Annotated in this window: 12 protein-coding genes; 4 read left to right on the plus strand and 8 right to left on the minus strand. The window is 74.6% G+C overall.

All coding sequences use genetic code 11. The features are described from left to right. The first annotated feature begins 81 nt into the window (after window positions 1-81). Window positions 82-1,440, plus strand: a complete 1,359-nt coding sequence (locus tag ACZ518_RS07325; RefSeq protein ID WP_469112027.1) for a helix-turn-helix domain-containing protein — start codon at window positions 82-84, stop codon at window positions 1,438-1,440. A 33-nt stretch (window positions 1,441-1,473) separates the two neighbouring features. Here ACZ518_RS07325 and ACZ518_RS07330 read toward each other — a convergent pair whose 3' ends face one another. The 3 genes from ACZ518_RS07330 to ACZ518_RS07340 form a co-directional block, all read right to left on the minus strand. Continuing rightward, window positions 1,474-2,997, minus strand: a complete 1,524-nt coding sequence (locus tag ACZ518_RS07330; protein ID WP_469112028.1) for an MFS transporter — start codon at window positions 2,995-2,997, stop codon at window positions 1,474-1,476. A gap of 234 nt (window positions 2,998-3,231) precedes the next feature. Continuing rightward, window positions 3,232-3,477 (minus strand): DUF6158 family protein, encoded by a 246-nt coding sequence (locus ACZ518_RS07335; protein WP_469112029.1) that lies wholly within the window; start codon window positions 3,475-3,477, stop codon window positions 3,232-3,234. Between the two features lie 42 nt (window positions 3,478-3,519). Next, window positions 3,520-4,629, minus strand: a complete 1,110-nt coding sequence (locus ACZ518_RS07340; RefSeq protein ID WP_469112030.1) for an AI-2E family transporter — start codon at window positions 4,627-4,629, stop codon at window positions 3,520-3,522. Window positions 4,630-4,742: 113 nt separating this feature from the next. Between ACZ518_RS07340 and ACZ518_RS07345 the strand changes: the two genes are divergently transcribed. Together ACZ518_RS07345 and ACZ518_RS07350 are read left to right on the plus strand one after the other, a co-directional pair. Beyond that, window positions 4,743-6,047: an MFS transporter gene (locus ACZ518_RS07345; RefSeq protein WP_469112031.1), complete on the plus strand. Its 1,305-nt coding sequence runs from the start codon at window positions 4,743-4,745 to the stop codon at window positions 6,045-6,047. A 71-nt stretch (window positions 6,048-6,118) separates the two neighbouring features. Continuing rightward, on the plus strand, window positions 6,119-6,856 hold the full coding sequence (locus ACZ518_RS07350) for a hypothetical protein (RefSeq protein ID WP_469112032.1): 738 nt from the start codon (window positions 6,119-6,121) through the stop codon (window positions 6,854-6,856). A 34-nt stretch (window positions 6,857-6,890) separates the two neighbouring features. Here ACZ518_RS07350 and ACZ518_RS07355 read toward each other — a convergent pair whose 3' ends face one another. From ACZ518_RS07355 to ACZ518_RS07375, 5 genes are all read right to left on the minus strand, one after another. Beyond that, entirely contained in the window at window positions 6,891-7,232 is a 342-nt protein-coding gene (locus ACZ518_RS07355) for a hypothetical protein (RefSeq protein ID WP_469112033.1), read from the minus strand. 133 nt (window positions 7,233-7,365) lie between these two features. Then, complete coding sequence (locus ACZ518_RS07360) at window positions 7,366-8,166, minus strand: maleylpyruvate isomerase family mycothiol-dependent enzyme (RefSeq protein ID WP_469112034.1); 801 nt, start codon at window positions 8,164-8,166, stop codon at window positions 7,366-7,368. A gap of 113 nt (window positions 8,167-8,279) precedes the next feature. Next, window positions 8,280-8,477 carry a hypothetical protein gene (locus tag ACZ518_RS07365; protein ID WP_469112035.1) on the minus strand — a complete coding sequence of 66 codons (198 nt, stop codon included), beginning with the start codon at window positions 8,475-8,477 and terminating at the stop codon, window positions 8,280-8,282. Window positions 8,478-8,619: 142 nt separating this feature from the next. Further along, the gene (locus ACZ518_RS07370) at window positions 8,620-9,288 is read right to left on the minus strand and encodes a response regulator (protein WP_469112036.1); all 669 of its coding nucleotides are present in this window, start codon (window positions 9,286-9,288) and stop codon (window positions 8,620-8,622) included. Further along, the gene (locus tag ACZ518_RS07375) at window positions 9,285-10,484 is read right to left on the minus strand and encodes a sensor histidine kinase (protein ID WP_469112037.1); all 1,200 of its coding nucleotides are present in this window, start codon (window positions 10,482-10,484) and stop codon (window positions 9,285-9,287) included. The genes ACZ518_RS07370 and ACZ518_RS07375 overlap by 4 nt, the downstream gene beginning before the upstream one ends. 253 nt (window positions 10,485-10,737) lie before the next feature. Here ACZ518_RS07375 and ACZ518_RS07380 point away from each other — a divergent pair, with 253 nt between their 5' ends. After that, entirely contained in the window at window positions 10,738-12,954 is a 2,217-nt protein-coding gene (locus ACZ518_RS07380; RefSeq protein WP_469112038.1) for an MMPL family transporter, read from the plus strand. The last annotated feature ends 66 nt before the right edge of the window (window positions 12,955-13,020 follow it).

Here is a 13,020-nt window from a genome sequence, read left to right on the forward strand (position 1 = left end):
GCGCGCCGGGCCGTGCGCAATGGCCGACTCCCGTTCAATACTGGGGAGTTGATGGACCCAGGGTGACAACGGGGGGATTTCATGGATGAACCGGCCGAGATCGGACGCCGGGTTCAGCGGCTGCGCGCCGAACGCGGGCTCACTCAGCGGCAGTTGGCCGAGCCTGCGTACACCCCGGCGTACGTGTCCACCCTGGAGGCCGGCAAGGTGCGCCCCTCCGAGACCGCGCTGCGGTTCCTCGCCGCGCGGCTCGGCACCTCGTACGAGGAGCTCACCACGGGGCGTCCGGCGCACCTGGCCACCGAGCTGCGGCTCGCCCTGACGGACGCCCAGCGCACCCTGGCCACCGGCTCGGCGCAGGAGGCCGCGGCGCAGTTCCGGCGGCTGCTGGACGAGGCCGAGCGGCTGGGCCTGGCCGACGAGCGGGCCGAGGCGCTGCTCGGGCTCGGCGACTGCGCGCTGGAGGCCGGGGAACTGACCGGGGCGGCGGGGCACTTCGAGGCGGCGGAGCTGCTGCTGGCGGACCAGCCGCTGCCCCGCCGGGCCCGGCCGATCCGGGGCCGCGCGGTCGCCCACCTGCTGGCCGGGGAGCTGCGGTACGCCTGCTACCTGCTGGAGTCGGCGATCGACGCGCTCAACGCGGGCGGGCTCGGGGACCCGGAGGCGCTGGTGCTGCTGTACTCGGCGGTCATCGGCCCGTACATCGACATGGGTGCCCAGGCCCGCGCGGCCCACGCGGCGGAGCTGGCACTGGCGCTCGCTCCGCAGGTCGGGGATCCGGCGCTGGTGGCGGGGATGCACCGGCAGGTGGCGCGGACCTTCCTGGCCGAGGGCCGGGTGGCCGATGCCGACGCCTCGCTCGCCAAGGCCCAGGCGGTCTACCGGCAGCTGCGGCTGCGGACCGATCTGGCGCACTGCCACTGGATGCGCGGCTACGTCCAGGCGCAGCACGGAGAACTGGAGGCGGCGGAGCGGGAGTTGCGGATCGCCCGGGAGATGCTGACGGCGCGGCGGGCGGCGCTGTACACCGCGCAGGTGGAGGTGGAACTGGCGGACGTGCTGCGCCGTCTGGGCCGGTACGGGGAGGCCGCCGAGCTGGTCTCGGGGCTGCTGGAGGAGGGTTCGGGCCCGGGCGCGGTGCACGCGGGCGGCGCGCACCGGCTGCTGGGGCTGATCGCGCAGGAGCGCGGGGACGCCGAGGCGGCCGAGGAGCACTACGTACGGGCGCTGGCGCTGCTGGAGCGCAGCGGGGCGGGCGGGGACCTGGCGGACCTGTGCCGGCTGCTGGGCGACCTGCTGCGCCGGGCGGGGCGTACGGAGGCGGCGATGGACGCCTACCGCACCGGGCTCGGACACCGGGCCGCGCCGGGCACGACCACCCTGGGCCCGGCCCCGGCCGCCCCGGCGCACATGGCCCCGCTCCCGGTGCCGCCGCACTGAGAGGGGAGGCGGCGCCGGGAGCGGGGCCGGGGGTCAGTGGTTCTCGGTGGGCTGGAGGTCGCGCGGGATCAGGGTCCAGGCGGTGGCCGCCGCGGCGACGGCCAGGGCTCCGGCCATCAGGAAGGCCGGGGTGATCGCCAGGGTGTAGGCGTGCGTGGCGGTCTCCAGGAGGGCCTGGCCGACCGCGCCGCCGAGCCGCTCGGCGGTGTGCGCCGCCTCGCCGACCGAGTCCCGTACGGCGCTCGCGGCCGGGGCGTCCAGGTCGAGCACCGGCAGGTTGCCCCGGTAGAGGGCGGCGGCGGTGCTGCCGAGGATGGCGACGCCCATCGCGGAGCCCAGTTCGTAGCAGGTCTCCTCGATGGCGGCCGCGCTGAAGACCTGGTCGGCCGGCGCGGCGGAGACCAGGGTGACGGAGGCCACCGTGGTCGCGACGCCGGTGCCCAGCCCCATCACGGTCAGGCCCGCCGCGAAGGCCGGGTAGCCGGGCTCGGTGAACTGCTGGACGGTCCAGGGCATCGCCATGCCGGCCGCGAGGACCACGAGTCCGGCGCCCAGCACGTGCCGGATCGGGTAGCGGTGCATGAGCGCCGGGGCCACCATCGACGCGCAGATCAGCGCCAGCGGGGCGGGCAGCAGCCGCAGTCCGGCCTCGAGCGGGGTGTAGCCCTGGCCGTACTGGAACCACTGGGTGACGAGGAAGAGGATCGCGCCCATGCCGACCATCGGGAGGAAGATCGCGGTGGCGGCGACGCTGAAGGCGGGCTTGGCGAACAGCCGCACCTGGAGCAGCGGGTTGTCCAGACGCAGCTGGCGGCGGACGAACACGGTGAGAGCGACGGCTGCGAGGGCGAGCAGGGCCCAGGGCAGCGGGTCGGCGATGCCGCTCTTGCCGAGCTGCTTGATGCCGCCCGCGAGGGCGAGCATGCCGACGACGGACTGTCCGACGCCCCACCAGTCCCAGGCGCCGTCGGCGCGCGGGGCGCGCGATTCGGGCAGGTAACGCAGGCCTGCGGCGACGATCAGGGCGGCGACGGGGAGGTTCAGGAGGAAGGCGGAGTGCCAGCCGTGGTCCTGGACGAGGAGGCCGCCGACGACGGGGCCGAAGGCCATGCCGCCGCCGAACACGGCGGCCCAGACGGCGAGGGCGAAGGCGCGTTCCCTGGCGTCGGTGAAGACGCTGCGCAGGATCGAGAGGGTGGCCGGCATGATGGCCGCGCCGCCGACGCCGAGGAGGGCGCGGGCGGCGATCACGTGCCAGGCCTCGGTGGAGAGCACGGCGATCAGCGAGGCGGCGGAGAAGATGCCGAAGCCCGCCATCAGCAGCCGCTTGCGGCCCCACCGGTCACCGAGGGCGCCGGCGGTGACGAGAAGCCCGGACAGGGCGAGGGCGTAGACGTCGATGATCCACAGCTGCTGCACGGCGCCGGGCCGGAGGTCGGCTACGAGCGAGGGGAAGGCCACGTTGAGGATCGTGGTGTCCATGGAGATGAGCAGGAGGCTGCCGGAGAGGATCGCGAGGACGATCCAGCGGCGAGGGTCCCGCGTGGGGGTGCGCATGGGGTTCCGTTCGAGGGGGCGCCTGCGGCCTTGACTGTCAGGCACCTTGATGAGTCACCGTCGCACCGAATGATACAAAGATGTCTCAGTCGAAGCAAAGATGACTCATACGGGGGTCCTCGTCAGGGGATCGCGGAGAGCCGCCCGCGCTCCGGGTTTCACCCGGCCGCCGTCGGGCACAAGCCCACTGCCGCCCCGCGCATTCGCGGGGCGGACCAGTTTCCGGGGGCGCGCTCAGTCCTCGCCCGCCGTGCGGGCGCGGGCTCCGGAGCGGGTGCGGGCCGCGGTGGGGGCGCGCTGCGGGTGACGGCGGACGTACTCGTCCTCCAGCTCCTTCAGCCGCTGGGTGTGCGTGGCCAGCGCGTCGTCCGAGCCGTGCAGCAGGGTCTCGTGGCGCGTGCGGTGGATGGTCTCCAGCTCCTTGAGCAGCCGGCCGTCCTCCAGCTCCCGCGCCGCCGCACCGGCGGCGTGCTCTGCCATGGCTACCACCTCCACGTCCTACGGTAGACGCGTCGGAGGAGATCAGCCGTCCGGGCCCGGCTCCGGCCGCGGCTCCGGCTCCGGTGGCCGCTCCGGGCGCGGTTCGTCCCCCGGCTCGCCGGCCTCGGAGCGCAGGGCGCAGCGGACCGACCAGGCCACCGAGACCAGCGGGACCGCGACCACCGCGCCGACCACTCCGGCCGCGATGGCCCCGGCGATGACCGAGACCGCCACCACGAGCGGGTGCAGGCGCACGGCCCAGCTCATCACCAGGGGGTGCAGCAGGTGCCCCTCGATCTGCCCGATCACCACGATCAGCGCGATCACCACCGCCGCGATGACCGGTCCGCGCGCCGCCAGCGCCACCACCGCGGCGACCGCGAGGGCGACGGGCGATCCCACCAGGGGGACGAAGGCCGCGAAGAACTCCAGGAGTGCGAGCGGGAGGGCGAGCGGGACCCCGAGGAAGTACAGCGCCACCCCGACGAGCACCGCGTTGGTCGCCGCGACCAGCACGATCCCGTGCGTGTACCCGGTGAACGTACGCCAGGCCGCGTTCCCGGCGAGGACCGTGCGGCCGCGCGCCCGCGCGGGCAGCTGGGCGCAGAACCACGCCCACTGGCCGCCGCCGCCGTGCAGGAAGAAGACGGAGGAGAACACCGCGAGCACCAGGACGGTGAGCACCTGCACCACGTGGCCGGCTCCGCTCACCGCCGTGCTCAGCAGGGTCGAGCGGTGGGTGGAGAGGTACTCGCCGATCTTCGCCTGGAGGTCGGTGAGCGCTCCCGGGTCCAGCCGGAAGGGCGGGCGCTCCAGCCATTTCTCGATGCTGACGAGGCCCTCGCGGAACTCCCTGACCAGGGTGGCGCTCTCCCCCGCCACCGCTTCGCCGACCAGCGCGAGCGTGCCCAGCAGCAGGACGGTGCTCCCGATGAGGGTGACGGCGACGGCGGCGGGGCGGGGCAGGACCCGGGCGAGGCCCCGGGTGGGCGGCGACAGCAGGGCGGTGATGACGAGGCCGAGGAAGAGCGCCACGCCGATCTCGTGGAAGCGCCCGAGCAACGAGAAGACGGCGTAGACGGCCACGCCGACGACCAGCAGGCGCCAGGCGTAGGCGGCTGCCGTACGCAGGAACGGGGACACCGGCGGCATGACCCATGGGTGCCACGGGCAGTGGCCGCTGCCACGCGCCGGATGCCGTTTTGACCCGTCCGGGGCGAAAATGCGTTGCCCGGGTGTCCGGCGGGCGCGCAGGATGGCCGACCGTGAGCAAATCCCGCCTGTCCTCCGTACTGCCCGACCTGGCGCCCTGGCGTTCCAGCCGTGACTTCCGGCTGCTGTTCTTCCAGGGGACGGTCACCTTCTTCGGCTCCTTCATGGCGATGATCGCCCTGCCGCTCCAGATCAAGCACCTGACGGACTCGCCGCTGGCGGTCGGTGCCATGGGCGCGGTGGAGCTGGTCCCGCTGGTGGTCTGCGGGCTGTACGGCGGGGCGCTGGCCGACGCGGTGGACCGGCGCCGTCTGATCCTGCTGACGGAGGCCGGGCTCGGACTGCTCGCGCTGGTGCTCCTGGTGAACTCGCTGCTGCCGGACCCGCTGCTGTGGCCGCTGTACGTGGTGGCGGCCGGGGTGTCGGCGCTGACGGGTCTCCAGCGTCCGGCGATGGACTCGCTGATGGCGCGGATCGTGCCGCACGACCAGCTGAGCGCGGCCGCCGCGCTCAACGCGCTGCGCTACCAGTTCGGGGCGATCGCCGGCCCGGCGCTGGCCGGTGTGGTCGTGGCGTACGCCGGCTACGCGTCGGCGTACGCGGTGACCGTCGCGGGCTTCGCGGTCTCGGTGGTGCTGTGCGCGCGGCTCAGCCCGGCGCCGCCGGCCGGGGGCGCGGAGCGGCCCTCGCTGCGGGGCATCGCCGAGGGCGCGCGGTACGCGTGGAGCCGGCCGGTGCTGCTGGGCACGTACGCCGTCGACCTCGCGGCGATGTTCTTCGCGTTCCCGAACACGATCTTCCCGTTCCTGGCCGACGAGCTGGACGCCGTGTGGGCCCTGGGCCTGATGTACGCGGCGGGCGCGGTGGGCTCGCTGGTGCTGGGGCTGACCAGCGGCTGGGTGTCGGGGGTGCGCCGGCACGGGCTGCTGGTGGTCTTCGGAGCCGCCGCGTGGGGGCTCGCGATCGCGGCGGCGGGCTGGTTCTCGAACATCTGGCTGGTGCTGCTGTGCCTCGCGGCGGCGGGTGCCGGCGACATGCTGAGCGCGCTGGGCCGGTCCACGATCTGGAACCAGACGATCCCGGAGGAGCTGCGGGGGCGGCTCGCGGGGATCGAGGTGCTCTCGTACAGCGTCGGCCCGCAGCTCGGACAGGTCCGGGCGGGCACCATGGCGGGCTGGACGGGGACCCGGCCGGCCTTCTGGAGCGGCGGGCTCGCCTGCGTGGCGTCGGTGGCGCTGCTGGCCGCGCTGCTGCCGAAGCTGATCTCCTACGACGCGGACACCGACGAGGACGCGCAGCGCCGCCGGGCCGCCCGGGAGGCACAGGCCCGGCCGCAGCCGGCGGACGCGAAGGCCTGACCCCGCCCCCGGGGCGCCCGAACGGCGGTCCTCACGGTGCGCGGGACCGCCGCGGCCGGGAGGGTGACGGCATGGGCGACTGGTGGTACCGCAACATCCAGGAGCCGGGGAAACTGCCCCTGCTCCTGGCGCTGTCGGCGTTCGTCGTGACCTTCGCGGTGACCCGGGTCGTCACCCGGATGATCCGGGCCGGCAAGGGCCCCTTCCGCAACGTCACCCCGGGCGGCCTGCACGTGCACCACTGCGTCCCCGGGGTGATCCTGATGACCGTCGGCGGCTTCACCGCGATCGCGGGCGGCCGGACGGGGTGGGGTTCCTGGGTGGCGGCCGTGCTGTTCGGGATGGGCACGGGACTGGTCCTGGACGAGTTCGCGCTGATCCTGCACCTGAGCGACGTCTACTGGACCGAGGAGGGCACCCTGAGCGTCGAGGTGGTGGTCATGACCTCCGCCCTGGCCGGCCTGCTGCTGTGCGGGTTCCTGCCGCTGGGTGTCGACGGCCTGACCGACGACCAGCAGGCGAACCGTCTGTTCCTCGGCGCCACCGTGCTGTTCAACCTGCTGCTGGCGGCGGTGGCCCTGTTCAAGGGCAAGCCCCGGCTCGCGGTGTTCGGGGTGGTCGTCCCCGTGATCGCCCTGTTCGCGGCGGTACGGCTGGCCCGGCCGGCCTCGCCGTGGGCGCGCCGCTTCTACGGGCACCGCCCCAGGACCCGGGCCCGGACCATCAAGCGGGCGTACCGGCACGACCGGCGCTGGGGCGGGCTGGAGCGCCGCATCGGCTACCTGATCGGCGGCGCGCCCAGCCGGTAGCCGGCCGGCGGGCGGGCGCGCCGCGCGTCCTCGCTCAGGCGGAGGCGGGGGCCCCGTCGAGCTCCCACGCGTGGCGCTTGAACTCCCGCTGGAAGTCGGCGTGGTCCTCCCACTGGCGGGCGATGCCGCGCAGCACGTCCCAGTGGTGCTCCACCGACTGGTCGATGACCTTGCGCACGAGCGGCTCGGCGGTCTCCCGCGTCGCGATGAGCCCCTTGACGGCGGAGGCCTCCAGCACGCTGTTGCGCAGCGCGCGCAGGGCCCGGGAGGTGTCGTCCATCGCGAAGCCGCGCTCGCTGCCGGTCTCCGCGTCGAACAGCGGGGTCAGCCGGGCCTCGATGAACGCGGTGATCCGCTCGAAGTGCTGCACGTCCATCAGGGTTCTCCCGTTCCCGCCGCCCGGCGCTCGGCACGGCTCATCGATGCTGCTCACAGGTGTGTTCAGGCATGTTCAGATGCAGGATACGAGGTCGCCGGCCGCAGGCGCGGCCGGCCGCCCCCGCTGCGTCCTACTTCTCCTCCGGCTCCCAGGCGCGGAGCAGGTCGAGCAGCCCTGCGTCTCCGTCGACGTGCAGGGAGCCGGCCTGGATCCGGTCGTACAGGTAGAGGACCAGCTCACTGGCCGTGCCGTGGACGGAGGCGCCGGCTGCGTCCGAGTCCTCGCCGGTCGCGGCGGTGGGCGCGGGGATGCGGGTGGTGCGTGCGCCGTCGCCGTCGACGGTGAGGCGCCAGGAGCGGCCCTCGGCGGCGTGGAAGTCGAAGGCCGTCGGCTTGTGCGGCCAGGCACTCGGCGTCGCGCAGACGGTGAACAGGAACTCCTCCACGCCGTCGAGTGCCAGCTCGACCGGCAGCGGCTGCGGGGCGCCCCCGGCGAGCTGGGCGTCGTAGGTGTGCACCGCGGTCTCCTGGACCCGGTGCCGGGCGGTGCCGCCGGCGGTCTGCGGTGACTGCGACGCGGGCCACCACGTCCAGCAACCGCTCTCCGGTCCCGCCTCGCGCAGGGCGCCCAGCAGAAGCTGCGTCGACGCGTCCAGCCAGGCCAGCAGGGCCTCGCGCTCCTGCGGCACTTCCAGAGCGGCGCGCGCGGCGACGGCCTCGGCCGGGGGACCGTCGGCAGGCCCCGCGCCGACTATGGCGGCCCAGAAACGGTCTCCCCCACCCAGGTGCTTCACCAGATCGAACAGCGTCCACCCAGGGCAGGTCGGCACCGGTGCGTCGAGACCGGGCGCGGCGGCCACCACGGCGCGGAAGGCGGTCGACCGTTCATCGATCAGTCGCAGCAGGTCAGGGAACTCAAGATTCTTTTCCACGCCGGATGTCTATCACCGGCTCCGGTGATCGGACAGCGATTTTCGCAGTCGCCGCCGGTCGGCCATCGCGAGGAGGCGTCCGCCCTGCGGACCGCCGCGCTGCTCGGTGCCCGTCAGAAGGGGGTGACGGCCAGCACGGGCGGTGCGGGGGACGTCCAGCGGTGGCCGCAGGGGTCGAAGACCAGGACGACCGGTTCCCCCGGACGCTGGCGCCAGGAGATCCGCTCCGGCGCGTCCGCGCACCGCGGACAGGCCGGCAGCGGGGAGGCCGGCGCGGCGAGTACCGGCGGCGCGGTGTGCGGATCACGCATGGGGGCTCCCTGGTCCGGCGGCTGTGCTCCTGGCACTGTGCCACGCGGGAAGCCCCCCGTGCACCGGCGGATCATCCAGTGTTCTGGCTGGTCAGGGGTGCGAGGGCCCGGGGAATTCCGGGTGTCTGCGGGCACTTGGTGATCAAGTGCTCCTCCGCTCGGCCTCGACCAGCCCCGTCTCGTACGCGGCGATCACCGCCTGGGCCCGGTCGCGGACGCCCAGCTTCCCGAAGACGGCGGTGATGTGGTTCTTGACGGTGGAGACGCTGATGTCCAGTTCCGCGGCTATCGCGGCGTTGTCCAGGCCCCGGGCGAGCAGCCGCCAGATCTCCAGCTCGCGCGGGGTGAGTCCGTCGGGCGCCGCCGGGGCGGGCCGGGGCTCGCGCGGGGCGGTCCGTACGTAGGTGGAGATCAGCCGGGTCAGCAGCCTCGGCGCGACCGCGGCCTCGCCGGTGTGGACGGTGCGGACGGCCGCGATGAGCTCCTCCGGGGAGACGTCCTTGGGCAGGAAGCCGTAGGCGCCGGCGCGCAGGGCGGCGACCACGTACTCGTCCATGTCGAAGGTGCTCAGTGCCAGCACCCGGGACCCGGGGCGGGCTTCGGCGAGCCGCCCGGTGGCGGCCACTCCGTCGAGGACGGGCATGCGGATGTCCATGACCACCACGTCGGGGCGCAGCTCCTGGGCGAGGGCCACGGCCTCGGCGCCGTCCGCGGCCTCGCCGACGACCTCGATGTCCGGGTCGGGGGCCAGGATCAGGGCCAGGCCGCGCCGTACCAACGGCTGGTCGTCGGCGATCAGCACGCGGATCATCGGCGGGTTTCCTCTCGGTGCGGGTGGGTCTGGTGGTGCTGGTGGTGCTGGTGGTGCGCTTCGGCGGCCGCCGGCAGGGGGAGGCGGACCGCGACCCGGAAGCCGCCCTCCTCGCGGGGCGCGGCCTCCAGGGTGCCGCCGTGCAGGGCGACGCGTTCCCGCATGCCGATCAGGCCGTACCCGGCGCCGCGGTACGGGCGCCGGGCGGCGCCGTCGGCGGGGCCCTCGTCGCAGACCTCGACGGAGAGCTCGTCCGGTCCGTAGGCCAGCCGTACCCGGGCCGGGGCGTTCCCGGCGTGCTTGCGGGCGTTGGTCAGGGCCTCCTGCACGACCCGGAACACCGTCAGGCCGACGGTGGGCGGCAGCGGGCGGGCGGGGCCGCTGACGGTGAGTTCGGTGTCCATCCCGGCGGCCCGGGACTCCGCGACGATCCGCTCCAGGTCCCCGGCCCCGGGCTGCGGGGCCGGCACGGCGGTCTCCGGTTCCTCCCCGGCCCGCAGGACGTCGAGCAGCTGCCGCATCTCGCCGAGGGCCATCCGGCCGGATTCCTCCAGGGTCACCAGGGCCTCGCGGGCGGCCCCGGGGTCGTGGGCGAGGTTGGCGCGGGCTCCGCCTGCCATCAGCTGCATGGTGGTGATGTGGTGGGCGACGATGTCGTGCAGCTCCCGCGCGATGCGCCGGCGTTCGTCGGCCACCGCCCGTTCGGCGAGCAGGGCCCGCTTGGCCTCGGTCTCCGCCTGCCAGCGCCGGGCGACGAGGCCGGTGGTGACGACGAGCAGGGTCGCGGCCGCGTTGGCGAGGAGGCCGTATCCGGGGTCGAGGAGCCGGCCGCCCTGTCCCAGGCTGGTCAGCGGCGGTGTCACGAGTGCGCCGCACACCACCGCGGGGGTCCGGCAGGCCACGGCGACCGAGTACAGGGCGACGGCCGGGGTGAGTCCGAAGTGCGGGGAGACCGAGGTGGCCAGGTTCACCACCGCGCCCAGGACCAGTACGACCGCGAGCGTCACCACCGGGTGGCGGCGCCGGGCCAGCAGGGCCAGCCCGGCGGCCACGACGAGGAACGCGGCGGTGACCCCCAGCGGAGCGCCCTCGAACTGCGTGTCGAAGGCGAAGCCCGTGAGGTCCACGGCCGCCGCGCCGACCGCCACCAGTGCGTCGTTGCGCGTCCACGTCAGCCTCTCGGCACGCGTGCCCATCTCCCCGCCCCTTCCCCACGGACCGCCGTGGGGCCGCCCTCTCGGGTCCATTCTCCCATCGGGCCGGATGCCGGACACCGGCCGCGGGGACCGGTCCCGACCAGGACCAGGGTCCTGGCCGGCGCCGGATCCCGGACCGTGGTCCCGGCGCCCGGATCCTCCTCCGCCAGGACGCTTTCCGTGCCGTCCGCTGATGGTCTGGATACCGGCCGGCCACAAGGGGCGGACCGCACGGACAGACCGGAGGAGAACAGTGATCCGCGCCCTGACGGGATGCTCGACCAGGAACCCGTGGAAGGTGATAGCCCTGTGGGCGGTGCTGGGCATCGGGCTGACGATCCTGGGCCAGGTGTTCGTCTTCCGCGCCACCCAGCCCGGCAACGACGGTTTCCTGCCCGCCTCCTACGATTCGGCGGCCGCGCTGCGGATCTCCGAGCAGAGCTTCGGGGTCCGGCCGGACTCGGACCCGCTGACGGTCCTGGTGGCCCGCGAGGACCGGGCGGCGCTCACCGCTCCCGACGAGCGCCGGATCGAGGAGGTGTCGGAGCGGCTGGCCCGGCAGAAGGTCGTCATGCCGAGGAACGAGGACGATCCGCCCTTCACGGAGGACCACTCCCAGACGCCCCGGATCGGCGCGGGGATGACGGCCCCGGACCGGTCCTTCCGGCTGCTGTCGGTGGAGCTGAAGGGCAATCCGCAGGACCCCGGGGTGCAGAGCACCTACAAGGCGTTCCGCGAGCAGGCGCGGGAGGCGTTCGGTGAGGCGGGCCTGCGGACCGGTTTCACGGGCGGGCTGGCCGCCACGGTGGACAGCGCCGACGCCGAGAAGACCCGGTCGACGGTGGTCGGCGCGGTGGTGATGGGGCTGATCGTGCTGCTCCACGTGGTGGTCTTCCGCAGTGTGTTCGCCGCGCTGCTGCCCCTGCTGGCGATGGCGGTCATCGGCGGCGCGGCGGCCGGGAGCGTGGTCATGGCGTCGATGGCGAGCGGCATCCGGCTGGCCCCCTCCACCCCCGGTCTGATCAACGTGGTGCTCATGGGCATCGGGATCGACTACTTCCTCTTCCTGCTGTTCCGCTTCCGCGAGCAGCTGCGGCGGCACCCGGCGCAGAGCGGGCGCGAGGCGGCCACGGAGGTCGCGGGCCGGGTGGGCACGGCCGTCACCTCGGCGGCGCTGACGATCGTCGCGGCGTTCGCCACCCTCGGGATCGCCTCCTTCGGCCAGTTCCGGGTGCTGGGCCCGGCGATCGCGATGTCGGTGCTGGTGATGCTGCTGGGCAGCCTCACGCTGATGCCCGCGCTGCTGGCCGTGACCGGCCGCAAGATGTTCTGGCCCTCGCGCGCCCTTCAGCGGGAGCCCCGGGAGGGCGCGGCGGGCCGGCTCGGGCGGCTGACGGCCCGGCGCCCGGTGGCGCTGGTCCTCGCCTCCCTGGTACTGCTCGGCGCGCTGGCGGCGGGTCTGGCCGGGATCCGCATGGACTACGGGCAGTCCGGCGCGGGCGGCGAGCGGACCGCGGCGGTGGAGACCGCGGCGGAGATCTCCCGCGCCCTGCCCGCCGGGGTCTCGGACCCGACGAGCGTGCTCGTCGCCGCGAAGGACGGCGCTCCGCTCGGTGCGGAGCGCGTGGCCGGGCTGGCCGGGGCGCTCGCCCGGGTCCCCGGGGTGGGCCGGGTCGCGCCGACGGTGCTGAGCGAGGACGGCAAGGCGGCCCGGATCGACCTGCTGCTGAACGTCGAATCCGGCGGGCAGCAGGCCCGCGACCTGGTCTCCGGGCCGGTCCGGGAGACGGTCCGGGCGAACCTGCCGGCCGGCACCGAGGCCCATGTCGGCGGTACCGCCTCGGTGTTCGCGGACATCGCGGTGGCCGTGGACGAGGACCTGAAGGTCATCTTCCCGGTGGCGGCGGTGCTGATCGCGGTGATCCTGCTGGTGCTGCTGCGGAGCGTGCTCGCGCCGCTGGTGCTGATGCTCGCGGTCGGGCTCGGCTTCGCGGCCACGCTGGGGGCCTCGGCCCTCGTCTTCCAGCACGGGCTGGGGCGGCCGGGCGTGGACTTCACGCTGCCGCTGGTGCTGTTCCTGTTCGTGGTGGCGCTGGGCACCGACTACAACATCCTGATCAGCGACCGGCTGCGGGAGGAGATGGAACGCCCCGGACCGGCCCGCGAGGCGGTGGCCCGCGCGGTGCGGCACACCGCGCCGGCGATCGCGACGGCCGGGCTGGTGCTCGCCGCGTCCTTCGGCAGCCTGGCCGTGAGCCCGCACGCCGGGACCCAGCAGACCGGTTTCGCGACGGCGGTCGGGATCCTGCTGTCCGCCTTCGTCCTGTCGGCCGTGCTGGTGCCGGCGCTGGCCGCGCTGCTGGGCCGCTCCCTGTGGTGGCCGCTGCGCCCGCGGGTGCGCGGCGGGGCCGCGGCCTCCGGGCCGGACCGGGCGGCCCGGGCCGGAGCCGACCGGGTGCCGGTGGGCTGAGCCGCGTACGCGTACGCCGGGGCGCCCGGGACCTCCAGGCCGTGTCTCACGGCCACGGTCCCGGGC

Source organism: Streptomyces sp. NPDC033966, assembly GCF_055575955.1.

Bases quoted from the DNA above. Each gene is read 5' to 3' on its own strand.
- ACZ518_RS07325 (WP_469112027.1), top strand. From the start codon at position 82: ATGGATGAACCGGCCGAGATCGGACGCCGGGTTCAGCGGCTGCGCGCC.
- ACZ518_RS07355 (WP_469112033.1), bottom strand. From the start codon at position 7,232: ATGGACGTGCAGCACTTCGAGCGGATCACCGCGTTCATCGAGGCCCGG.
- ACZ518_RS07330 (WP_469112028.1), bottom strand. From the start codon at position 2,997: ATGCGCACCCCCACGCGGGACCCTCGCCGCTGGATCGTCCTCGCGATC.
- ACZ518_RS07370 (WP_469112036.1), bottom strand. From the start codon at position 9,288: ATGATCCGCGTGCTGATCGCCGACGACCAGCCGTTGGTACGGCGCGGC.
- ACZ518_RS07350 (WP_469112032.1), top strand. From the start codon at position 6,119: ATGGGCGACTGGTGGTACCGCAACATCCAGGAGCCGGGGAAACTGCCC.
- ACZ518_RS07340 (WP_469112030.1), bottom strand. From the start codon at position 4,629: ATGCCGCCGGTGTCCCCGTTCCTGCGTACGGCAGCCGCCTACGCCTGG.
- ACZ518_RS07335 (WP_469112029.1), bottom strand. From the start codon at position 3,477: ATGGCAGAGCACGCCGCCGGTGCGGCGGCGCGGGAGCTGGAGGACGGC.
- ACZ518_RS07375 (WP_469112037.1), bottom strand. From the start codon at position 10,484: ATGGGCACGCGTGCCGAGAGGCTGACGTGGACGCGCAACGACGCACTG.
- ACZ518_RS07365 (WP_469112035.1), bottom strand. From the start codon at position 8,477: ATGCGTGATCCGCACACCGCGCCGCCGGTACTCGCCGCGCCGGCCTCC.